Genomic DNA, 21,034 nt, shown 5'->3' with positions numbered 1-21,034 from the left:
CCATTCCCGTTCCATGAGGCGCGGCGCTCTCCGTCGCCGGCGCCGTCACCCACCCCGGTGCGCGGGCCCTGATCCGTTACCTTCCGCAGCCAGGGTCGCCCGCACCCGCTGCTCCTCGCGGGCAGAGCCGACGTCGCGTTCCAGGGCTGTGCGGCTCACGGCTGTCGCGAGGTCTTCCAAGGCCCGTTTCTGCAGTTCCGCTTCGCGCCGCACGACCGGGCTCCCGTTGCCGGCGGCGGCGTCCCACGCGTGGAGCGCCTCCTCCACGCGTCCCCAGTCCGGATTCCTGTGTTCGCGCACGGCGACGGCCGCCTTCGCGGTGTCCGTCTCCAGGGCCTCGGCGAATCGCTCCGCCTCGGGGACGAAACGGCTGTCGGCCCGCGGGACGTGGCTCTCCATGAGCATCGCCGCGCGGCCGAACCCCTTGAGCGCCTCCTGCGCCTCCTGCGCCTCGCGCGACGTCAGACCCCTGGGGCGGACCGGTTCCTGCCGTGCCCGGTCGTATGCCTCCTGCCAGGCGGCACGTGCCTCCCTGCTCTCCAGCAGTGCCCTGCGCATGTCGGCGTGACGCTCCTGGGTCGGTTCGGCGTAGTCGCGGAGCACCGCGGCCGCGTAGCGGCCGTTGGCGGCGAGCCAGTCCGCAAGCCGGCCCGGCAGCCGGGGTGTCTCCCATGCGGGGAACACCACGTAGGCCAGCATCGCCAGGGCCCCGCCGAGCAGGGTGAGCACCACCCGCTCCGGGACCGTCTGCTCCCATGCCTGGCCGCCCATGCCGAGCAGGAAGACGACGTACGCGGCGGTGAAGCACTGGGAGTAGGCGTAACCGGTACGGTTCAGCGTGTACGACAGGCCCGCCGAGACCACCGCCAGCGCGCCGGACACATGGGCGTCCGGGCCCAGGGCCCGCACCACGCCGGTGGCGAGCGCGACCCCCGCCAGGGTCCCGGCGAGACGGGCCACCGCACGCGCGTACGTCCGGTGGAAGTCCGGCCGCATCACCATCACCGAGGCGATGGGCGCCCAGTAGCCGTGGCCCAGGGGTAGCCGGGCGGCGATCAGGTAGCCGAGCACGGTCACCGCCGCCAGGCGGACGGCGTGCCGGAACACGGGTGAGTCCCGGCGGGTCTCACGGCGGACCGCCCGGACGACGACCGGGACCAGCCGGAGCATTGTCGGGCGCACCAGGAACTGGGCGCCCGCGGGGCTGGGAGGCGCGGGCGTCCTTCCGCGCGCGCAGCCGCTCCGGGCGATCTCCAACGCCTCGCCGAGCAGTTGCACGAGCCGCCCGGCGGCTTGCCGCGCGGGGCCCTCCAGCACCTCGTGCTCCTCGTCGACGCGCAGGACGTCGGTGCTCTCGGGCCGCACCTCGGCGGGAGTGCCGCGTCGGATCGAACGGGCGGCCGCGTCCAGGACGTCGGCGGCGGCGTCGAGCAACTCCCGCGCGCGGTCCCGCCCGGGTCCCTCCGCCGGAGCGCCCACGTCCGGGTCGGCGAGCGCCGCGACCACCGGCCGAATGCGCTCGGCGAGTCCCCGGGGGCCGTGCAGGACAGGGGGACGGGTGCGGGCCTGTGACGGCGTCACGGAAGCCGCGTCCCGTGCCGTCATCAACGGCTCCGGGTCGAACGGGGCGGCCGGGTCGTGCCGCAACCGGCGGGCGTAGTCCGCCACGGCGGCCAGAGCGTCGGCGAGCGCGTCACGATGCGCTCCCCAACGCCGGATCGGGAACAGCAGGATCAGCACGGCCTGCGTCACGCCCCCGAGTGCGATGACCCCGGCGTGCTCCAGGGCTCGCCCGATGCTCGTGGGCAAGGTGATGGTCACCAGCATGCTGCCCACGGTCGTCGCTGCGACGATCCCGGCGGTCGATCCGACGGCCCACGCCATTCCCGCGGCAAAGGCCCATACGGCCAGCAGCGGCAGGAACGTCACGAGTCGCCCCGCCGCCAGGTAGCCCACGAAGGTGCTGAGCGCCAGACCCGCGCCCGCGCCGAGCGCGACCACCTTGCGGGGACGCCAGCTGCGCTGGAAGGTGGCCCCACCCGCGGAGTAGGCGCCGAGGGCGGCGGACGCGGCATACGCAGGGGAGACCAGCCACAGCGCCGGCCCGATGACGATCGCCACCCCAGCGGCCGCACGCAGCGCCAGCAGGGGCTCCAGTCGCGTCTCCTCGACCTTGAGTCCAGATCGCGCGACTTCCCCGAAGGCCCGCAGCCACGTCACGGGTGTCCGCCTGGCCGGAACGCCCTGCCGCGTCGCGTCGGCCTGGTCGAGGTGCGGCAACCGTCGGGCAAGGAAGCCTCCCACACGGCCCGCTGGCCGGCTGGCGACCGCAGCCGCTGGACGGGGTGCTGCCACTGCGGACACTTCTGCACGTCCGCCGTCCGTCCTCCAGGCCGGGGCGCGGGCAATCGTTGTTGGTCCAGGTCCGGCCGGAGCGCGGCGATTGCCCCCGGCCCCGTCCGGGGGACGGGCAGATCGCCAGCCGTCCCCCGGACCGGTCCAGGAGAGACAGGGGGCACGACGGCCCCGGGTCTCCTACCGCTTGTGGCCGTTGCCGTGTCCGTCGGGGTGCAGGACCACCTTGGTCCAGCCCTCGTCACGGGCGTCGAAGTGCTCGTAGGCGGTGGGGGCCTCGTCCAGGCTGAGTTCGTGGGAGACGACGAAGCTCGGCTTCGCCTTCCCGCCGGCGATCAGGTCGCGCAGGGCCCGGTTGTACTTCTTCACCGGCGCCTGCCCGGTCCCCATGTGCTGGCCCTTGAACCACATCATCCCGAAGTCGATCGGAACCTTGCCCTGCGCCTCCAGCTCACCCTGGGCCTCCGCGCCGCCGGGATCCTGGGGAAGGAACACGCCCACCACGCCGATGTGGCCGGTGAACCTGACCGAGTCGATCAGGCCGTTGAGCGTGAGGCTGGCGTCCTCGTGTCCCTGGGGGTCGTGTGCCTGGTAGCCGACGCATTCGCAGCCGTTGTCGGCGCCCAGACCGAGGGTGGCCTCCTTGACGACGTCCGCCGGGTTCTGCTCGGCGGTGTTGATCGGGATGGCCCCGAGTTCCTCCGCCTTGCGCAGCCGGTCGGGCTGGTGGTCGGCCGTCCAGACGCGGCCGGCGCCCTTGAGGAGGGCGGAGTAGGTCGCCATCAGCCCGACGGGACCGGCCCCGAAGACGATGGTCTGGTCGCCCGGTTTGACGTGGGCCATCTCGGTGGCGTGATAGCCGGTGGGGAAGATGTCGGCGAGCATGACGTAGTCGGTCTGCCGCTCGGCGGCGTCCTCGCCCAGACGCAGGGCGTTCAAGTCGCCGTAGGGCACGCGCAGCAGTTCCGCCTGGCCGCCCTGGTAGGGGCCCATGTCGGCGAATCCGTAGGCGGCTCCGGCGAGGGCGGGTTCCGGCTGCATGGTCAGGCAGTAGTTGGTCAGGCCCTGCTCGCACTGCTTGCAGAAGCCGCAGGCGATGTTGAAGGGCAGGACCACGTACTCGCCGACCTGGACCTTGCGGACGGCCGAGCCGACCTCCACCACCTGGCCCAGGTTCTCGTGGCCCAGGGTGCGGCCGGATTCGAACGAGGTGCGGCCCTCGTACATGTGCAGGTCCGAACCGCAGATGTTGGTGGTGGTGATCTTGACGATGATGTCGCAGGGGTGTTCGATCTTCGCGTCCGGTACGTCCTTCACTGTGACCGTTCGCGGTCCTTCGTATACCGCTGCTTTCATGGTGACTTCCCGTGGTGTCGCGGCCTGGCGGTGATGGAGAGGGCGCGAAGAACCCGACTCTTGCAAGTGCTGCGACGGGGTCCGTGGCTCCGGCACGCCTCAGGGCCCGTTCACCTTGGTGAGGGGAACGGTGATTTTGCCGCCGGCCCGCTCGGCGAGCTTCAGCACTCGGCGGCGTGCGGTGCGGGTCCCCGTCCCCATGCGGCACGAAACGACCCTTCACCGATCGATCAGCGGTTGTTTCGTACCGGGGACGGCCACCGAAGCGTGGACGCCTCTCCGAGTCAGGTCACCAGCTAGTCACGGTGGTCGTCCTGCAGCACGCTGCGACGCTCCTGTTCGCGCTTGGAGTAGGCGGCTGCCCGGATCGCCTCATCGCTCTCGAGGCCCGATCCCAGCGCGCCGCCCACCGTGGCGACCGAAGCGACGAACCAGGCCAAGGTCCAGTACTCCGTGGTGTGCAGCGGGGTTCGTGTCGTGGAAGCGAACACCCGGTCGTTGAGGATGAACAGCGCCCACACCAGGTTGATGACCACCAACCCCACGTAGCAGACGACCACCCCGATACCGACGGTCATGACCGTGGACGCGTTGTAGAGAGCCGCCCTCTTCCTCGCCTCATGCGAGACCTCATCCGTTCGATGCCACAGATTCGCGTCCACGATCAGCCAGCCGATCATGAGCGCGACGGACCCGACCATGGCGATCACCAGGCGTGGCGTGCTCAGGGACGTGGCCAGGGTCCAGATGGTGGAGTTCACGGTGGCGACCGCTCCCGTGGCGAGTGCGGCCGCCAGGGCTTTCGACAGACCCGGCACCAACCGCCAAGGCCGGTTGGCGCGGACCATACCGAAGAGGACCCTCAGGTAACCGCGCGGCCCGCTGACGACGTACCGGAGATCGGCGATCTCCTCCTCACCGACCTGGCCCGGATGGATGGGCGCGAGACGACCGATGAAGGGCCCCCGCAGCGGCTGACTTTTTGGAGGCCCCTCGGGCCCGGTGGCCTGCGGGCCCGCCAAGCTGAGCACGGCTTCTTCCACGGCCTGCCGGGCCCTGGTCTGCAGCCGGAAGCCCCCCAGCGTGGGAAGAGACAGCAGCGCCAAGCCGTGTTCGTGACTCAGATCCACCACGAGCTTGCGCCCGTGTGAGTGCAGCGGAAGGTCGGTGAGGGCCACGACGATGTCCCAGTTCCCCTCACTTCCGCGGTCCACGATCCGGCGCGTCAACGTGGACAGGTCCTCGGTCCCTGCGGTGAAGGGCTCACTGACCACCTCGACGTCGAACCGTCGTCCCTGGTCCGACCTGTCGGCGAGCCGATCGGGAAGCATCCGGGCCATGCGCTGCGCGATCTCCGTCGGCGCATCCGGATCCGCCAGAAGAGCCACGACCGTAACGTCCTGGGACGACACCCGCATGACTCCTTATCGTCGGCTGCCCCCGCGATCGCACGTGGCCACAGGATGCCCCGCGAGATAACGCCGACGCCGCGTGACACGCTGGCTCCTGCCAGCAGGTGCCGGCGGTTCGGTCGGATCTCCTCGTGCCCCCCGGTCGGCACATCCACGGTGAAGCACTCTCAACCGCCCCCAGGAGCGGGGCCCGGTGACGGCGCCTGTCGCGCGGTTCGCGGCGCGATCGGGTAGTCAGGAACGGTGGACGAGGACGCGACCGACCCCTTCGTGCGTGTCCGGGGCGCCGGTGAGAACAACCTGCGGAACATCGATGTCGACGTTCCGCGGGACGCGATGGTCGCCTTCACCGGCGTCTCCGGTTCGGGCAAGTCCTCGCTCGCTTTCGGCACGCTCTACGCGGAGGCCCAGCGGCGCTACTTCGAGTCCGTGGCACCGTACGCCCGAAGACTGTTGCAACAGGCCGGCGCACCGCACGTGCAGGAGATCACCGGACTGCCACCGGCCGTGGCCCTGCAGCAGCGACGCGGGTCGCCCAGCTCGCGCTCGACGGTCGGCACCCTCACCACGCTGTCCAATCTGCTGCGCATGCTGTACTCCCGCGCCGGCACCTATCCGCCCGGCGCCGCACGGCTGGCAGCCGAGTCGTTCTCACCCAACACCGCGGCCGGCGCCTGCCCGGAGTGCCACGGACTGGGCGTCGTGCACGACGTCGCCGAGGACCTGCTCGTCCCGGACCCCTCGCTGAGCATCCGCGAGGGGGCGATCGCCGCCTGGCCGGGCGCCTGGCAGGGCGCCAACCTGCGCAGTGTCGTGAAAGGCCTGGGGATCGACATCGACCGCCCGTGGCGCAGGCTCAGGAAGAAGGACCGGGACTGGCTGCTGTACACGGACGAGCAGCCCTCCGTGTACATCGAGCCGGAGGAGGGCCGCGTCGACTACGGCTACCAGGGCAAGTTCTGGAGCGCGCGCAAGCACGTCATGCACGTCCTCGCCGACTCCAAGAGCGAGAAGATGCGCGAACGGGCGCTCCGGTTCGTCAGGAGTGTGCCCTGCCCCGAGTGTCACGGCAGCGGACTGCGGCCCGAGGCGCTCGCCGTGACCTTCGCCGGACGTTGCATCGCCGAGATCAACGCGATGCCGCTCACCGAGGTCGTGGCGCTGCTGCGGCCCGTCGCGGGGCGGTCCGAGGCCGACGCCACCACGTCGACCGCCCGATCCGGGGAGACGACCGAGGTCGCGGTCCGGATCTGCGGCGATCTGGTCGCGCGGGTCGACGTACTGCTCGACCTGGGCCTCGGATATCTCAGCCTCGGGCGCCGCTCGACGACCCTGTCGCCCGGCGAGGCGCAGCGCCTGCGGATCGCCACCCAGTTGCGCTCGGGGCTGTTCGGCGTCGTCTACGTCCTCGACGAACCCTCCGCGGGCCTGCACCCGGCCGACGCGGAACCGCTGCTGGACGTGCTGGACCGCCTCAAGGCGGCGGGCAACTCGCTGTTCGTCGTGGAGCACGACATGGACGTCGTACGGCGGGCGGACTGGGTGGTCGACATCGGCCCCGGCGCGGGGGAGGGCGGTGGACGCGTGCTGTACAGCGGCCCGGTCACCGGTCTCGAGCGGGTCCGGGAGTCGGCCACGAGCCAGTACCTGTTCGGGCGCGCCCAGCCGCTCGATCACCGCCCGCGCACACCGCACGGCTGGCTGCACCTCAGCGGCGTCTCCCGCCACAATCTGCGCGACGTGTCCGTCGACGTACCGCTCTGCGTACTGACGGCGGTGACGGGCGTGTCCGGTTCCGGAAAGTCGACGCTGGTGACGCAGGTGCTCGCCGAGGTCGTCCGCGGCCACCTCGGACTCGTGCCCGAGGAACCCGACGAGGCGCAGCTGGAGGTCGACGTCCAGGACGCGTCGGGGGTCGAGTCGTTCGACCGGCTGGTCCTGGTCGACCAACGGCCCATCGGCCGGACTCCCCGGTCCAACCTGGCCACGTACACCGGGATGTTCGACGCGGTGCGCAGGCTGTACGCGGCGACGGACGAAGCCAGGGCGCGCGGCTACTCGGCCGGGCGGTTCTCCTTCAACGTGCCCGAAGGGCGGTGCGAGACCTGCCAGGGCGAAGGATTCGTCGCGGTCGAACTGCTGTTCCTGCCCGGCACCTACGCGCCGTGCCCGACCTGCGAAGGCGCCCGGTACAACGCCGAAACGCTGGAAGTCACCTACCGCGGCAAGAACATCGCGGAAGTACTGGCGCTGTCCGTCGACGCCGCCGCCGAGTTCCTGTCCGCCGTCCCGGCCGCCTCCCGCAGTCTGGAGACGCTGCGCGAGGTGGGACTGGGGTACCTGCGGCTGGGCCAGCCCGCGACGGAACTCAGCGGCGGTGAGGCGCAACGCATCAAACTGGCGACCGAACTGCAGCGAGCCCGCCGCGGCCACGCGCTCTACCTGCTCGACGAGCCGACGGCCGGGCTGCACCCCTCGGACATCGCGCTGCTGCTGCGACAGTTGCACCGGCTCGTCGACGCCGGCAACACGGTCGTCCTCGTCGAGCACGACCTGGCCACGATCGCCACCGCCGACTGGGTCATCGACCTCGGTCCGGGCGGCGGCGACGCGGGCGGGCGGGTGGTCGCGACGGGTCCGCCGGCCAAGGTCGCGAGGGCCCGCCGCAGCGCCACCGCGCCCTATCTCGCGGCCCGGCTCGCGCGCTCCTGACGACAGGATCGCGCTCGCGAACCCCCGAGCACCTGCGGCGCGACCCGGTGGCCGGGTGGTCTCGCGCACCGGCGCGGCGCGCGAGTACGCCGACTTCCGGCAACCGTGGGACCCGACCTGCCGTGGCAGTCCCGCAGCCCGGCGTGAGCGGTTGCCTATGGCAAGAATGACCCCATGCACATGGTGATCGCGGGTGGACACGGAAAGATCGCGCGCCGGCTGACCCGGCTGCTCTCGGCGCGCGGCGACGACGTCACAGGGCTGATCCGCAACCCGGACCACGCCGACGACCTGCGCGCGGACGGCGCGGAACCGGTGGTGTGCGATCTGGAGCACGCCTCGGTGGACGAGGTGGCCGGCCACCTTGGCGGCGCCGACGCGGCACTGTTCGCCGCGGGCGCCGGACCGGGCAGCGGCGCGGCCCGCAAGCAGACGGTGGACCGGAACGCGGCCATCCTGCTCGCCGACGCGGCCGAGCACGCCGGGATGCGCCGCTTCCTGGTGATCTCCGCGATGGGCGTGGACAGTCCGCCGCCGCCCGGCACCGACCCGGTGTTCGCCGCCTACCTGAAGGCCAAGGGCGAGGCGGACGCCGACATCGCCTCCCGTCCGGGACTGGACTGGACGATTCTGCGCCCGGGAACGCTGACCGACGACCCCGGTAGCAGCCGCGTCACGCTCGCCGAGCACACCGACCGCGGCCAAGTGCCGCGCGATGACGTGGCTGCGGTGCTCGCCGCCCTGCTCCACGAGCCCAGGACCGCCGGGCGCATTCTCCAGCTGATCAGCGGGTCCACCCCGGTCGAGGAGGCGGTGCGCGCCGTGGCCGGCGGCTGACGCCGCACCCCGCCCTCGCCCGGGTGCGGATGATGACTCACACCCGGGCGCTTTCGAAGGCGCTGCGCAGCGAGGCCGACACGGTGTTCCGCAAGCTGAGGGACATCGCCGTGCCGAGCGGTACACCCTTCGAGCACCAGTCGATCGGCCACGCCTCCGGGTACGTCGAGGCGATGTCGGAGAAGGAGCACGTCGAGGAGGTCCGGGCCAAGCTGGGAGGATGGACGTGAGCGACGAAGGAGGCCCGTCATGAAATCCGGAGCCCCTGATTACGACGCCTGGTACTCGCGCACACCCTCGCAGGCCGAGGGCGAGCGGGACGAGACGGGCGAGCGCACCGCAACGGAACGGCATCCGGACGTCCCCCGGAGCGAGCCCTCCCAGGCCGAGGGCGAGCGGGGCGACGACGCCTAGCAACCGGGTGGCTCCACGCCTGCGTCTGGCGAGTCAGGAACGCACAGGTCCGGTCGCCCCGCGAGTGGGAGAGAAAGGATCCACACATCTCGGGTAGCCGGCCCGTGAGCGGGTACGCGACATGCCGCTCGGTTCTCTGAAGGCTTCGAGGGACGGAGTGGTCCCATGGCCGGCAGTCGGGCGCACAGCCTGTACCACCGCTACTCCCACCGGAAGGGCAGCCTTCCGCGGCGCAGCGCCGGGCGGCACCCCACGGCCGCGCGCGGAGGGCGCCGCCCGCTCGCTCGCACCCCAGCCGACCATGCCCTGCACGAACTGGCCGCGCTCTCCCGCGCCCTGTTCGGCACTCCGGACGAAGTCGAGATCCTGCGCCTGGCCATGGACCACATAGCCGCCGCGGGGCCGTACAGCGCCGAGGCCGGATACCTCAATGTGAGCGGCGACCTGGTCCCCAGTCCGAGGGACGGGCAGATGCCTGCCTTGGCCGTGAGCCGGAGGGTGCGGGAGCTGGCCGGTCAGGACGGCAACGTGACCGTACCAGGCAGGCCGCGGGGCCGGGCCCTGGGGCTGCGCGGACTGGAGGGACTCCACGGCTACCTCGTGGTGACGTCCCGCTCTCGGCCCACCGAGGCCGAGCGATCTCTGCTCGCCACGCTCGTCCGGCACACCGCTGCCGCACTGTCAGTCGCTTTCGCACATCGCCGCCGACTCGAGGACGCGCTGGAGCTGCACCGACTGAGGGAGGAACGCACAGCCCTCCAGCGGCAGCTGATCTCTGTGGTGGCCAAGCTGGGCTACGAGCGAGCCGTTCACGCGTTCATGGCCGGCGTCGCTGCCTCGGGTGGCGGCGAGGAAGCTGTCACCCGCGCACTGCACGGGCTCACTGGACTTCCCGCGCTGGTCGAGGACCGCTTCGGTCGGCTGAGGTCCTGGACCGGCCCCAGCCGCCCCGTCCCCTATCCCGAACCGGACCCGGTGCGCCAGGACGAAATGCTGCACGCCGTCGCTCGTCAGGCCGGACCTGTGCGGATAAGGGACCGGCTGATCACCCTGATCCGCCCGCACGGCGAGATCCTGGGCGTGCTGGCCCTGGTCGATGCCCGGAACGAGGCCGACGAGCACACCGTGCTCGCGCTGGAACACGCTGCCGCGTCACTCGCCCCCGCGCTGACGCACCTGCGCAATCTGGCCGAAGTGGAGCTGAGGCTGCACCGCGAGCTGGTGGACGACCTCCTGGCAGGGACGGACGAGGCGAGCGCCTACGCCCGGTCCGAGGCAGTCGGATACGACCTGCACCGCAGCCACTACGTCGTCGTGGTGCAGTGGCCGAACCGGACCGCCGACGATTCCTTCGCGCAGACCGTGGGGCGGGCGGCCTCTGCCGTGGGCATGCGCTCGCTACTGACCCGACGCTCCGGCCAGGTCGTCCTGGTCGCCGACGGCAGGCCGCACGCCCACGCGCTGTACGAGGCGCTCGTCCGGGAGACCGGAACACGGTCCGGGACGATCGGGGTGAGCGCCCCTTCCGACTCCCTGAACGACATCCCCCACCACTACCGGGAGGCGCAGCGCGCCCTGGACGTGCGCCGCCACTCCCGAGACCGCTACGGAACGACGTTCTTCGACGAGCTCGGCCTCTACCGCATCCTGGGACCCGGCAATGATTACCGGGAACTGGAGACGTTCGTCCAGGAGTGGCTCGGGCAGCTCATCGACTACGACTCCCGGCACCACGCGACCTTGGTGGAGACCCTGTCCCGGTACTTCGACTGCGGCGGCAACTACGACGAGACCGCTGAATCTCTCGCCATCCACCGCAGCACGCTGCGCTATCGGCTCCAGCGCATCCGCGACATCAGCGGCAACGACCTCGCGAACGTCGAGGACCGGTTGAACCTCCAGGTGGCGACCCGAGTGTGGAAGATCGTGCTGGGCGGGCCCGGCTGACGCCTCGCTGGAACTCCTGGGGGAGGGGTGTCAACAGCGCTGCAGTGGGTGGGCCGGGCGGCGCAGGGGCGTCTGGGCCGCCCTGCGGATGCCAGGACGGCCGGCGGCGACCTGGTCGAGCAGCCGGGTGCCGGCCGCGGAGTCCCGGATACCGGCCGCGGTGACCAGAGGCCGGCAGGTCGGTCACGACGCGTCGCTTGCGGACCACGGTCTTCGTACCCGCATCCGTGCCCTGGCTGGCGCAGGGAACGCGGGTGGAGGTCTTCAAGTCCGTGCTCGGGCGGCAGGCGGAAATCCAGCCGTGGCCGCGGCGCTCGAAGGAAATCCGGCGGGTGAAGGAGGTGAGTGAGTGGCCTCTGCCGGTTACCCGGGTGGCCCAGGATTCCGGATTCCGATGAGGGAGAAGGGGCCATGACTCACAGTACGAGCGCCCGGGACGTGGTGGAGGCCATCAAGGATGTCGACTTCCCCGCGGGCAAGGACAAGCTGATTGAAGCGGCGAGCCGGTCGGGCGCCGCGCCGGATGTCGTCAAGGCGCTGCGCGGCATCCCGGCCGAGCAGTACGCCAACCGTGAGGAGGTGGCCCGGTCGGTCCGCGTGGACCCCGCCTCCGACCTCGGGCTGAGCCCGGCACAGCGAGCCGAGCAGGCCCGGGAGGGCGGCAGGCCGGGACAGTCCCAGCATCTGCGCGAGGTGCCGAAACCTCCAGTCGAGGAGGAGCTGGACAGCTGACGGCCGGGCCGCAGCGGCTCAGCCGACTGTGGTGGCCAGTGCCTCCTCGGCTTGGCGGACGCGCCACTCCTCGATTCTTTCCTGCTGCCGCCGGGCTCGTTCGAGCAGCGTGTCGAGCCGGGCAGGGTCCAGGCGCTCGTCGGCGGCGCTGAGGCGGCGCAGGACCTGCCACCCGGCCGCCTTTCCCTCGACCCCCAGCCGTAGGGCCTCCAGATCCAGCATGGTGCCGAGCGGTGACGGGCGTAGCAGGCGGCCGTTGGGCTTCAGCCGTCCCAGCTTCTCGCCCGCCCAGCCCGCGCACACCTTGTAGCGGCGAACGGGAACGCCGAGATCCCTCATGATGTCCAGCAGCGCTGTCCGGTCCTGGGCGATGTCGGCTGCTACGGGCCCGATCGCGCGGCCAAGCGCGGACCCGCAGGCGGCGCGCGCCAGGCGGGTGGCGCGTTCGGTCCCGGCGGTGGCGCCGGCGAGGTGGTCGTTGAGATAGATGCCGAGCAGCCTCATGTCGACACCTGGTCCCGTGGGGCGGCTCTGGGTCGCGGTGGAATGCGGAAGGGTGTTCATCTGCGGCCTCCTTCGGTTCCCAGCGATCGGCTCGCGTGTGAGCGAGGGACAGACAGTGCGCCAGCCGCACCGAGCCTCATTCCCCCCCCAGCCGACGGTACGGACGCGGGCACCGGCGTCCCGCCGGGGCAGCGTGCAGGCGGGGAGCGTGTCTTCGTCCCCTCCGGCGCGCGGCCCCATCCCGGCTGTCGTACGGCGACGCGGTCGGTGTCTACAGCCGACACCTTCTCCAGCGTTCCGGTGAGCTCCTGCCACCAAGAGTCCGGCCGCTGGGCGCCGCGAGGGGGCCGCAGTTCATCGGCGAGTCCCTCACGGCTTGAGGACGACCTTCTCGCAGTGGTCCTTCTTGTTCTTGAACAGGTCGTAGCCGGTCGGTGCCTCGGCCAGGGGCAGCCGGTGGGTGATGACCCGGGTGGGGTCGATCCTGCCCTGCTCGATCAGGCCCAGCAGCGGTTTCATGTACTTCTGTACGTGGCACTGTCCGGTGCGCAGGGTCAGTGACCTGTTCATCCAGGCGCCCGCCGGGAACTTGTCGATCAGTCCGCCGTAGACACCGATGACCGACACCACGCCGCCGCTGCGGCAGGACAGGATGGCCTGGCGCAGCGCGTGTGGCCGGTCGGTCTCGGAGCGGACCGCCTGCTTGGCGCGGTCGTAGAGGTGGACGTGGGAGGCACCGTGTGTGGCCTCCAGGCCGACCGCGTCGATGCACTTGTCGGGGCCCCGGCCGCCGGTGAGTTCGAGCAGTGCCGAGCGTACGTCGGTGTCCTCGAAGTTGATGGTGGTGTAGCCCTGGGCGGCGGCCATGTCGAGCCGGTAGGTCTCCTTGTCGATCGCGATGACCTTCTCCGCGCCCAGGACCCGGGCGCTGTCCATGGCGAACTGGCCGACCGGGCCGGCGCCCCAGACGGCGACGACGTCGCCTTTCTGGATGTCGCACATTTCGGCGCCCATGTACCCGGTGGGCAGGATGTCGGACAGGAACAGCACCTGCTCGTCGGTGAGCTCCGGGCCGATCTTCAGGACGTTGGCGTCGGCGAGCACCACGCGGGCGTACTCGGCCTGGCCGCCGGCGAAGCCGCCGGTGAGGTGGGAGTAGCCGTAGATGCCGGCGGTGGGGTGGCCGAAGAGCTTCTCCGAGATGCCGGCGTTGGGGTTGGTGTTCTCGCAGCACGAGTACAGCTCCGCGCGGCAGGACGCGCAGGCGCCGCAGGCGATGGGGAAGGGGACGACGACCCTGTCGCCGACGCGGAGTTTGTCGTTGACGCCGGGGCCGACCTCGACGATCTCTCCCATGAACTCGTGGCCCATGATGTCGCCCTTTTCCATGGTGGGGACGTAGCCGTCGAGCAGATGGAGGTCGGATCCGCAGATGGCCGTGGAGGTGATCTTCACGATGGCGTCGCGGCTGTTCAGGATCGACGGTTCCGGGACGTCCTGCACCTCGACCGAGTTGCGTCCCGTCCAGCAGTTCGCCTTCATGCCAGGGCCTCCTTCAGTTCGTCCTCGGTCAGCGGTCGGGCCGGGTGCTGCGGGAACTCACCGCGGGCCTGCTTGCCGCCGGGCGCGCCCTCGGAGCGGACGACCTCGCCGGTCTCCACGATCTGCTTGAAGCGACGCAGGTCGTCGTCCAGCTGCTGGTGCGGTTCCTCGCCGAAGTAGCGCGCCGCGGCCTTGCCTACCGCCCCGCCGGGCAGGTCGTAGCGCAGGGTCACCCGGATCTCCGTGCCCCGGCCGCCGGGGGCGGGCTCGAAGCGGACCTCGCCGGAGTTGTCGATGTCGGCGCCGTCCACCGACCGCCAGGCGATCAGCCGGCCGGGGACGTCCTGCGTGGTCTCGGCGTCCCATTCGACCGCCTTGCCGAACGGCGCGCAGGCCCGCCAGTGGCTGGTGCGCGGGCCGGTGACGCGCACCTCGTCCAGGTGCGCCATGAAGTCCGGCAGTCGCTTCAGGTCCCTCCAGACGGCGTAGACCTCGTCCGGGGATTGCGTGACGGTGGTGGCCGCGGTCAGTTCCATGGGGTTGCTCCTACGGGTGCGGGTCACAGCCGCGTAGACGTCCGTGGCCGTGACAGCGGTGACCGCGGCGGTCGCGGCAACGGTGCGGCCCAGGCCGCGACCGTCATGGTTCCTCAGGGCCCGGGTCAGCATCGTCAGGTCCATGAGGTCGCCGCCGACGCGCCCCCAGAGCCAGGCGGGATGCGGCCGCCCCAGCAGCCCGGTCGCCGCCGCCAGCTCGCGCACACCGACAGCGGTCGTGGCCGAGCGGTGCCGGAAGGCGTCGCCCACGCCCAAGGCCCGGGCGAAGCCGGCCGGGGCGAGGACCTGAGGCACGCCCAGGAGCGCACTGGCCCAGCCGAGGCCCCTGACGAGCGGATCGTCCTGGAGGCGGGAGGCGGAACGGGTGTCTGTCTTCATGAGTGCTCCCCACGTGCGGTGAGGTCAACGGAAGGCGGGCCACTTGAGTGAGAAGGTCAAGCGCGCACAGCGGATAACACGGGAGTTGCCGCGTGACTCGCATCCAATCCTCGGATCGCGTACCGAACCGGCGCAGCCGTCCGGTCGCGGCGACGCGTCGCCGAGGCAGGGATGCTCACCGGTGCGTTGGGGGTTCTGTTGGGCGCGGTGCGCCCCTTTACCGAGGAAAGGGAAGAGGACGGGCGGTGACCGGCGCTTTGGGCACCGGCCGCGAGGTTGGCGCCGGCATGTCGTTCACCGTTTCGGGTAGGGCATGCGCGGTACCTGTCACGAGTCGCAGGATTGGAGACGCCATGGACAGCGACGACTTCATCCGGCTCGTCAGTCGGCGGGCCCACGAGCCCGAGGAGCAGGCCAGAGAGCTGACCCGGGCCACGATGCTGACGCTGGGCGAGCGGATCACCGGCGGCGAGGCCAGGCACTTGGCCGGCGTCCTGCCTGCCGAGATCGCCCCGCCGCTGGTCCCACCGGAGGACGTCGCCGAGAATTTCGGCGTTGCCGAGTTCGTCCGGCGAGTGAGTGAGCGTGCAGACGTCGGTGAGACCGTGTCGCGCCGGGGCGTCGCGGCGGTTTTCATGACTCTGGGAGAGGCCGTCCCCGGCGCGGAGTTCCAGGATGTGATGTCGCAACTGCCGAACGAGTTCCAGAACATCTAGCACGGGCTTCCCGGCGCCCGGAACACGGTCTGGGCCCGCATCTCCGGTGTGACATCGGTGAGAAGGGTCGGTTCGACGAAGGCGCCCGGCAGGTCGGGCCGCCCGCCGCCCAGCACCACCGTGGCTCACTTGTCCACCGCGTCACGAACCTGCTCCATCAGGAGTTCGGCCGCGGCCTCGGAGGACAGCGGGCCGAGCGTGGTGGCGGGGTCGACCGGATCTCCCGGTTGCACCTCGCTCATCCGATCACGCAGCCCGGTGACGAAGGCGTCGTAGACGTCCGCAAGGGCGATGAAGCGCTTGGCCGCCACGCAGCACTGCCCGGTGCTGCCCATCCGGCCGAGGAACGCGGCGTACACGGTGCGCTCGAGGTTGTGACCGTCCAGCACGATGAAGGGATCACTGCCACCCAGCTCGAGGACGGACTTCTTGACATTGCGGCCGGCGGTCTCGCCCAAGCTCACGCCCGCCCGATGATGGCGCCGGCCTGGCTCCGTCTAGCCCGGGGCGCCGACGAGGGCCTCGAAGTCCCGGGGCAGCTGGGATATCACGTGGCGGAACTCGCCGTCACTGACCGCGTCCCTCAGGGTGCTCAGCTCGGCCCGTACACCCTCGCGGGCCTCGTCCGGGCTCACCCCTGCCCGCCGGCTCACCCGGTTGATGAACTCGTCGAGTCCGAAGGATTCGGCCTCCGGAGTGGGAGAGACCAGCGGTTCCTTCAGCGGCCTGGGCAGTTCGGACGCGAGGTCCTCCGCCTCACCCCTGGTGAGCCGCTCGGCCAAGGTTTCCAGGGTGGCGCGGGTGAGGGGCTCCGCCTTCTCCGGGGGGACAGGGGCGCGCCGGGTGATGGTGTCGAGGAAGGGGCGCCGTGCCTGTGAGCGCGGTCGGCTTTCCGCCGTCGCGTTTCCGGCCGGCCCACCCAAGAGATGAGCATGACCTCGTCAGACACCGCGCTGGCCGACCCCGCTTGCTCCAGGGCCTGTACGGCTGGCCTGGGGATGCCTGCGCACTGCATGCTGCTCTGCCAGGGTAGGAGCGGGTGTCTTTTTTCGGCCTGGGGTGCGGAGGCGCTCAGCAGGCGGGCTCTGCGAATCTCGACCGGTAACAGCCGATGGCGGCGCTGGCTGCAGCGAAACGACGCCGTCCGGTTCCCGGTGAGGAGGCGAGAGGCATGACCGTGATGGCTGTGTCGAAGTTCGAGAGGTTCTTCCGCGCCGCCGCAGGCCTCGACGTGGACAAGAACGACCTCAGGCGCTACGGCGACTTCGTCGACGCCAAGCTCTACGACCTCCTGGTCGTCGGCCAGGCCTCGGCCAAGGCCAATGGCCGGGACACCGTCGAACCGTGGGACCTACCGATCACCAAGGGCCTCCAGGAAAGCATCCACCGGTTCCGGCGGCTCGACGAGGAGGTCGATCTGAAGCCGAACCTGGAACAGCTCGCCGCGCACCCTCCGCTCGACAGGCCACCCACCCAGGAGACCGAAGAGCGCTACCCCGAGATCATCGGCGGTCTCAGCGTCGCCCTCGCCGAGACGTTCAAAATCCTGTACCCGGAGGTCAAGAACCCGCAGACCAGCCACTGGGACGGCGTGACCGCGGTCTTCGACCGGCTGCTGTAGCAGTCGCGCCCCGGTGCATGTCACCGATCTGAACCGACATACCGAGGTCCTCGACGCGCGTGTCGAAAAGCACACGGATGTCCTGGGGAAGATCACCACGACGAAAATCTGCGGCTCAGAGGCCGCGGCTTGCAGTCCCCGGTCCGGAAAAGGGATCCGGACGGGCCATGCCGGGTGTCCCTGCCGCTCGCGTCGTACAACCAGCGACTCGTGAAGGGAGCCGTACCGTGACACGGGAACTGCAGGGGATGCGGGTGGCGATTCTGGCCACCGACGGCGTCGAGCGCGTGGAACTCGACCAGCCGCGCGGTGCGCTGCAGGGCGCAGGGGCGAAGACCGAGATCGTCTCGCTCCATCCCGGCGAGATCCAGGCCCGCCAGTTCGACCTCAACGCGGCAGGAACCTTCCCCGTGGACCGCCTGGTCGCCGACGCCTCCGTCGACGACTACCACGCGCTGCTCCTGCCCGGCGGCACCATGAACCCCGACCAGCTGCGCATGGACCGCGACGCCGTGCGGTTCGTCAGGGACTTCATGGCCGGCGGGAAACCGGTCGCATCGATCTGCCACGGCCCGTGGACGCTGGCGGAAGCCGACGCCGTGCGCGGCCGCCGCCTGACGTCCTGGCCAAGCATCCGCACCGATCTGCGTAACGCCGGCGCGGAGGTCGTCGACGACCAGGAGGTGGTCGTCGACGGGCAGCTGGTCACCAGCCGCGGCCCGGCCGACCTGCCCGCCTTCTGCGCCGCCGTCGTGGAGCAGTTCGCCCGGGCACACCACCCCATGCCCGGCTGAACCAACGGCCAGGTCGCCGCGGAGAGAGCGGGGCGGTGCACGGTGGCCGTGGGCTCGCTCTCCACCCCACGGGCTGGTCATCCGTGGCGGTCGCCTCCGTACGGCCCCCGGTCCGTGGCGTCGCGCGGCCGCGTCGAACGTCGCCACCTCTGGGCTTCGGAGAAGTACATCCGCGAGCCCCTCTCCCTCGTGCCGGGCCGAACCGTGAGGTGCCCCGCCGCGAGCCGCGAACCCGAATCGCTGTCCCGCCTCCTGTCCTCGCAGACCGACCGCCGGTGTCACTTTTCGACCCGCTGGGCGCAGGCGGGGTGACCGGGCGAACAGCCACCCTGGGGCCTGTCGGAACCGCTCGGCGGTTCGTCGGCGGAAGGAGTGGCCATGACCGAGCGAACCCGCGGACTTCGCCTCGGTCCGCTCGATGGAGCCCAGCCGGTACGACGTCGTGGTGGACGAGGACGTCGCCGATGAGGCCGTCCGGCTGGTCGCCGGGCTGGACAGCAGATCTGGCGCGAACACGGAGAGTGCCTACTCCAGAGGCGGCCGCCCGCGCAGCGGCCCCGCCTCCAGCTGAACGAGTTTCGAAGCCGGGCGGACAGGGCCCGGAGGATGAACGGTCGCCGACGGACGTCGACCGCCGCGGAAGGAGTTCCTCATGGCCAAGGCAGTGGGCATCGACCTGGGCACCACCAACTCGGTGATCGCCGTGTGGGAGGGCGGCGAGCCGTCCGTCGTGCCCAACAGCGAGGGCAACCGCACGACACCGTCCGTCGTGGCCTTCACCGACACCGGCGAGCGCCTGGTGGGCCAGCTGGCCCGCCGCCAGGCGATCCTCAATCCCAAGGGCACCATCTACTCGGCCAAGCGGTTCATCGGCCGGCACTTCGACGAGATCCCCGACGAGGCCAAGGCCGTCGCCTACGACGTCGTCCCGGGAGAGAACGGCGAGGCCCGCTTCAAGGTGCGTGACAAGCTGTACGCGCCTGAGGAGATCAGCGCCCTGGTGCTGCGCAAACTCGCCGACGACGCCTCCAAGCAGCTGGGGGAGCGGGTCACGGAGGCGGTCATCACGGTGCCCGCCTACTTCAACGACGCCCAGCGCACCGCGACCCGCGACGCCGGACGGATCGCGGGACTGGAAGTGCTGCGGATCATCAACGAGCCGACGGCGGCCGCCCTCGCGTACGGCATGGACAAGAAGGAGCACGAGACCGTCCTCGTCTTCGACCTGGGCGGCGGCACCTTCGACGTGAGCATCCTCGATGTCGGCGACGGCGTGGTGGAGGTGCGTTCCACGGCGGGTGACAGCCATCTGGGCGGCGACGACTTCGACCGGCGCCTGGTGGATTACCTCGCGGACGACTTCCAGAAGGAGAACGGCATCGACCTGCGCAAGGACCCGCAGGCGCTGCAACGCCTGTTCGAGGCGGCGGAGAAGGCCAAGACCGAACTCAGCTCCGTCACCCAGACCCAGGTCAGCCTGCCGTTCATCACCGCCGACGCCTCCGGGCCCAAGCATCTCACCGACTCGATCATGCGGTCCACGTTCGAGCAGATCACCGGCGACCTGGTGGAGCGCTGCCTCGGTCCGGTCCGGCAGGCCATGGACGACGCCAAGGTCGGTGAGAACGACATCGACGAGGTCATCCTCGTCGGTGGTTCCACCCGCATCCCCGCCGTCCAGGCGCTGGTGCGCCGGCTGACCGGCGGCAAGGAACCCAACATGAGCGTGAACCCCGATGAGGTCGTGGCCCTGGGCGCCGCGATCCAGGCCGGGGTGCTCAAGGGCGAGGTCAAGGACGTCCTGCTGCTCGACGTCACCCCCCTGTCCCTGGGCGTGGAGACGCGCGGCGGAGTGATGACCAAGATCATCGAGCGGAACACCACCATCCCCGTGCGCCGCAGCGAGACCTTCTCCACCGCCGAGGACAACCAGCCCGCCGTCGACATCGTCGTCCTCCAGGGCGAGCGCGAGCGGGCCGCCGACAACCGGGTCCTCGGCCGGTTCCAGCTCACCGACATCCGCCCGGCGCCGCGGGGCGAACCGCAGATCGAGGTCACCTTCGACATCGACGCCAACGGCATCCTCAACGTCAGCGCGCGCGACAAGGACACCGGGAAGGAACAGGGCATCACCATCAGCGAGAGTTCCAACCTGGACCGGAGCGAGGTCGAACGCATGGTCCAGGAGGCCGAGAGCAACCGGGGCCAGGACCAGGCACTGCGCGAGGCCGTCGACGCCCGCAACGAACTCGACGCGATCGCCTACCAGGTCGAAAAGCGCCTGAACGAACTGGGCGAGGCCGCGCCCGCGCACGAGAAGGCCCGCGCCGAGATGCTGGTGGCAGAGGCCCGCGACGCGGTCAAGAACGAGGCCGGAGTGGACAAGGTCAGGCCGCTGATCTCCGAACTCCAGCAGGTCCATGCCGGGCTCGCCGCCCACCAGGCCGGAGCGGCGGCGGCGAGTGGTCCGTCGGACACCACAGGCCCGGACGGCTCCGGGCAGGGCGGTGCCGGCGCCGACGAAGACGTGATCGACGCCGAGTTCGACAAGGGCTGAGGTGCCCGCCATGCCGATCCCTCCCCAGGACCGTTCGTCCGACCCGCCGCCCGAAGGCGCCGCACAACCGCCGCAGGGCCACCTGCCCGAGCCCGCGCCGCCGACCACGGAGCCCGAACCGGGCCCCGACGCGGCCACCGGTCCGATTGGGGGCGAGGACGAGTACGCGGCCGCGCTGAAAGAGGTCGAGGACCGCTGGCGACGTGCCCTCGCCGACCTGGACAACCTGCGCAAGCGACACGCCAGGGAACTGGACCGGGAGCGCGCGCTCGAACGCGCCCGCACGGCCGCGGCCTTCCTTCCCGTCGTCGACAACCTGGAACTGGCCCTGAACCACGCGGGCTCCGACCCCGGGGCGATCGTCGAGGGGGTTCGCGCCGTGCGCGACCAGGCCGTGTCCATCCTTGAACGCCTGGGCTACGAGCGTCACGCCGAGACCGGCGTCCCGTTCGACCCCTCCCGGCACGAAGTCGTCGGCGTGGTCCAGGATCCCGACGCCGAACCGAACACCGTGGCGCAGGTGCTGCGCCCCGGCTACGGCGAGGCCGAGCGGCAGCTGAGGCCGGCCGCCGTGACCGTCGCCAAGCGGGAGTGAGCGGC

General features: G+C 70.9%; 19 protein-coding genes and 1 pseudogene. 12 read left to right on the top strand and 8 right to left on the bottom strand.

Features of this window, described 5'->3' with window-relative positions:
* Positions 1 to 45: 45 nt before the first annotated feature.
* The 3 genes from IE177_RS12490 to IE177_RS12480 form a co-directional block, all read right to left on the bottom strand.
* Positions 46 to 2,220: an FUSC family protein gene (locus IE177_RS12490; protein WP_190015337.1), complete on the bottom strand. Its 2,175-nt coding sequence runs from the start codon at positions 2,218 to 2,220 to the stop codon at positions 46 to 48.
* A 315-nt stretch (positions 2,221 to 2,535) separates the two neighbouring features.
* Positions 2,536 to 3,711 (bottom strand): glutathione-independent formaldehyde dehydrogenase, encoded by a 1,176-nt coding sequence (locus IE177_RS12485; RefSeq protein ID WP_190015336.1) that lies wholly within the window; start codon positions 3,709 to 3,711, stop codon positions 2,536 to 2,538.
* 296 nt (positions 3,712 to 4,007) lie between these two features.
* A complete protein-coding gene (locus IE177_RS12480; RefSeq protein WP_190015335.1) occupies positions 4,008 to 5,129 on the bottom strand; it encodes a hypothetical protein in 1,122 nt (373 codons plus the stop codon).
* Between the two features lie 237 nt (positions 5,130 to 5,366).
* Here IE177_RS12480 and uvrA point away from each other — a divergent pair, with 237 nt between their 5' ends.
* The 6 genes from uvrA (at position 5,367) to IE177_RS12450 (ending at position 11,765) form a co-directional block, all read left to right on the top strand.
* Positions 5,367 to 7,835 carry an excinuclease ABC subunit UvrA gene (gene uvrA, locus IE177_RS12475; RefSeq protein ID WP_190015334.1) on the top strand — a complete coding sequence of 823 codons (2,469 nt, stop codon included), beginning with the start codon at positions 5,367 to 5,369 and terminating at the stop codon, positions 7,833 to 7,835.
* Between the two features lie 174 nt (positions 7,836 to 8,009).
* Positions 8,010 to 8,672, top strand: a complete 663-nt coding sequence (locus IE177_RS12470) for an SDR family oxidoreductase (RefSeq protein ID WP_190015333.1) — start codon at positions 8,010 to 8,012, stop codon at positions 8,670 to 8,672.
* 32 nt (positions 8,673 to 8,704) lie between these two features.
* Complete coding sequence (locus IE177_RS12465) at positions 8,705 to 8,902, top strand: hypothetical protein (RefSeq protein ID WP_190015332.1); 198 nt, start codon at positions 8,705 to 8,707, stop codon at positions 8,900 to 8,902.
* 19 nt (positions 8,903 to 8,921) lie between these two features.
* Complete coding sequence (locus IE177_RS12460) at positions 8,922 to 9,086, top strand: hypothetical protein (protein ID WP_167545802.1); 165 nt, start codon at positions 8,922 to 8,924, stop codon at positions 9,084 to 9,086.
* A gap of 165 nt (positions 9,087 to 9,251) precedes the next feature.
* Entirely contained in the window at positions 9,252 to 11,033 is a 1,782-nt protein-coding gene (locus IE177_RS12455; protein ID WP_190015331.1) for a helix-turn-helix domain-containing protein, read from the top strand.
* 411 nt (positions 11,034 to 11,444) lie between these two features.
* Entirely contained in the window at positions 11,445 to 11,765 is a 321-nt protein-coding gene (locus IE177_RS12450; protein WP_190015330.1) for a DUF2795 domain-containing protein, read from the top strand.
* 18 nt (positions 11,766 to 11,783) lie between these two features.
* Here the strand turns inward: IE177_RS12450 and IE177_RS12445 are convergent, their stop codons facing one another.
* The 3 genes from IE177_RS12445 to IE177_RS12435 form a co-directional block, all read right to left on the bottom strand.
* Positions 11,784 to 12,329 (bottom strand): hypothetical protein, encoded by a 546-nt coding sequence (locus tag IE177_RS12445; RefSeq protein ID WP_190015329.1) that lies wholly within the window; start codon positions 12,327 to 12,329, stop codon positions 11,784 to 11,786.
* 309 nt (positions 12,330 to 12,638) lie between these two features.
* Positions 12,639 to 13,811 carry a zinc-dependent alcohol dehydrogenase gene (locus tag IE177_RS12440; RefSeq protein ID WP_190015328.1) on the bottom strand — a complete coding sequence of 391 codons (1,173 nt, stop codon included), beginning with the start codon at positions 13,809 to 13,811 and terminating at the stop codon, positions 12,639 to 12,641.
* Complete coding sequence (locus IE177_RS12435; RefSeq protein WP_190015327.1) at positions 13,808 to 14,746, bottom strand: SRPBCC family protein; 939 nt, start codon at positions 14,744 to 14,746, stop codon at positions 13,808 to 13,810. The genes IE177_RS12440 and IE177_RS12435 overlap by 4 nt, the downstream gene beginning before the upstream one ends.
* Before the next feature lie 353 nt (positions 14,747 to 15,099).
* On the opposite strand from IE177_RS12435, the gene IE177_RS12430 reads away from it, so the two are divergent.
* Positions 15,100 to 15,462, top strand: a complete 363-nt coding sequence (locus IE177_RS12430; RefSeq protein ID WP_190015326.1) for a DUF2267 domain-containing protein — start codon at positions 15,100 to 15,102, stop codon at positions 15,460 to 15,462.
* A 32-nt stretch (positions 15,463 to 15,494) separates the two neighbouring features.
* Here the strand turns inward: IE177_RS12430 and IE177_RS12425 are convergent.
* Positions 15,495 to 15,935 (bottom strand): annotated as a pseudogene (locus IE177_RS12425) (aldehyde dehydrogenase family protein); the annotation flags it as partial.
* A gap of 24 nt (positions 15,936 to 15,959) precedes the next feature.
* A complete protein-coding gene (locus IE177_RS12420; RefSeq protein WP_229816021.1) occupies positions 15,960 to 16,385 on the bottom strand; it encodes a DUF2267 domain-containing protein in 426 nt (141 codons plus the stop codon).
* A 248-nt stretch (positions 16,386 to 16,633) separates the two neighbouring features.
* Here IE177_RS12420 and IE177_RS12415 point away from each other — a divergent pair, with 248 nt between their 5' ends.
* The 5 genes from IE177_RS12415 to IE177_RS12395 all read left to right on the top strand — a co-directional run bounded on the left by IE177_RS12415 (position 16,634) and on the right by IE177_RS12395 (position 21,029).
* On the top strand, positions 16,634 to 17,083 hold the full coding sequence (locus tag IE177_RS12415) for a DUF1931 family protein (RefSeq protein ID WP_190015325.1): 450 nt from the start codon (positions 16,634 to 16,636) through the stop codon (positions 17,081 to 17,083).
* 227 nt (positions 17,084 to 17,310) lie between these two features.
* Entirely contained in the window at positions 17,311 to 17,877 is a 567-nt protein-coding gene (locus IE177_RS12410) for a type 1 glutamine amidotransferase domain-containing protein (protein WP_190015324.1), read from the top strand.
* A 418-nt stretch (positions 17,878 to 18,295) separates the two neighbouring features.
* Positions 18,296 to 18,448 carry a hypothetical protein gene (locus tag IE177_RS12405; RefSeq protein ID WP_190015323.1) on the top strand — a complete coding sequence of 51 codons (153 nt, stop codon included), beginning with the start codon at positions 18,296 to 18,298 and terminating at the stop codon, positions 18,446 to 18,448.
* 81 nt (positions 18,449 to 18,529) lie between these two features.
* A complete protein-coding gene (gene dnaK / locus IE177_RS12400) occupies positions 18,530 to 20,434 on the top strand; it encodes a molecular chaperone DnaK (RefSeq protein WP_190015322.1) in 1,905 nt (634 codons plus the stop codon).
* A gap of 10 nt (positions 20,435 to 20,444) precedes the next feature.
* On the top strand, positions 20,445 to 21,029 hold the full coding sequence (locus IE177_RS12395) for a nucleotide exchange factor GrpE (protein WP_190015321.1): 585 nt from the start codon (positions 20,445 to 20,447) through the stop codon (positions 21,027 to 21,029).
* Positions 21,030 to 21,034 lie beyond the last annotated feature (5 nt).

It is taken from the genome of Streptomyces lucensis JCM 4490, assembly GCF_014650035.1.
GTDB classification, from domain to species: Bacteria; Actinomycetota; Actinomycetes; order Streptomycetales; family Streptomycetaceae; genus Streptomyces; species Streptomyces lucensis.
This window is presented reverse-complemented; position numbering and strand designations above follow the sequence as displayed.

Bases quoted from the DNA above. Each gene is read 5' to 3' on its own strand.
- IE177_RS12485 (WP_190015336.1), bottom strand. From the start codon at position 3,711: ATGAAAGCAGCGGTATACGAAGGACCGCGAACGGTCACAGTGAAGGAC.
- IE177_RS12480 (WP_190015335.1), bottom strand. From the start codon at position 5,129: ATGCGGGTGTCGTCCCAGGACGTTACGGTCGTGGCTCTTCTGGCGGAT.
- IE177_RS12470 (WP_190015333.1), top strand. From the start codon at position 8,010: ATGCACATGGTGATCGCGGGTGGACACGGAAAGATCGCGCGCCGGCTG.
- IE177_RS12465 (WP_190015332.1), top strand. From the start codon at position 8,705: ATGACTCACACCCGGGCGCTTTCGAAGGCGCTGCGCAGCGAGGCCGAC.
- IE177_RS12460 (WP_167545802.1), top strand. From the start codon at position 8,922: ATGAAATCCGGAGCCCCTGATTACGACGCCTGGTACTCGCGCACACCC.
- IE177_RS12455 (WP_190015331.1), top strand. From the start codon at position 9,252: ATGGCCGGCAGTCGGGCGCACAGCCTGTACCACCGCTACTCCCACCGG.
- IE177_RS12450 (WP_190015330.1), top strand. From the start codon at position 11,445: ATGACTCACAGTACGAGCGCCCGGGACGTGGTGGAGGCCATCAAGGAT.
- IE177_RS12445 (WP_190015329.1), bottom strand. From the start codon at position 12,329: ATGAACACCCTTCCGCATTCCACCGCGACCCAGAGCCGCCCCACGGGA.
- IE177_RS12440 (WP_190015328.1), bottom strand. From the start codon at position 13,811: ATGAAGGCGAACTGCTGGACGGGACGCAACTCGGTCGAGGTGCAGGAC.
- IE177_RS12435 (WP_190015327.1), bottom strand. From the start codon at position 14,746: ATGAAGACAGACACCCGTTCCGCCTCCCGCCTCCAGGACGATCCGCTC.
- IE177_RS12430 (WP_190015326.1), top strand. From the start codon at position 15,100: ATGGACAGCGACGACTTCATCCGGCTCGTCAGTCGGCGGGCCCACGAG.
- IE177_RS12415 (WP_190015325.1), top strand. From the start codon at position 16,634: ATGACCGTGATGGCTGTGTCGAAGTTCGAGAGGTTCTTCCGCGCCGCC.
- IE177_RS12405 (WP_190015323.1), top strand. From the start codon at position 18,296: ATGGAGCCCAGCCGGTACGACGTCGTGGTGGACGAGGACGTCGCCGAT.
- dnaK (WP_190015322.1), top strand. From the start codon at position 18,530: ATGGCCAAGGCAGTGGGCATCGACCTGGGCACCACCAACTCGGTGATC.
- IE177_RS12395 (WP_190015321.1), top strand. From the start codon at position 20,445: ATGCCGATCCCTCCCCAGGACCGTTCGTCCGACCCGCCGCCCGAAGGC.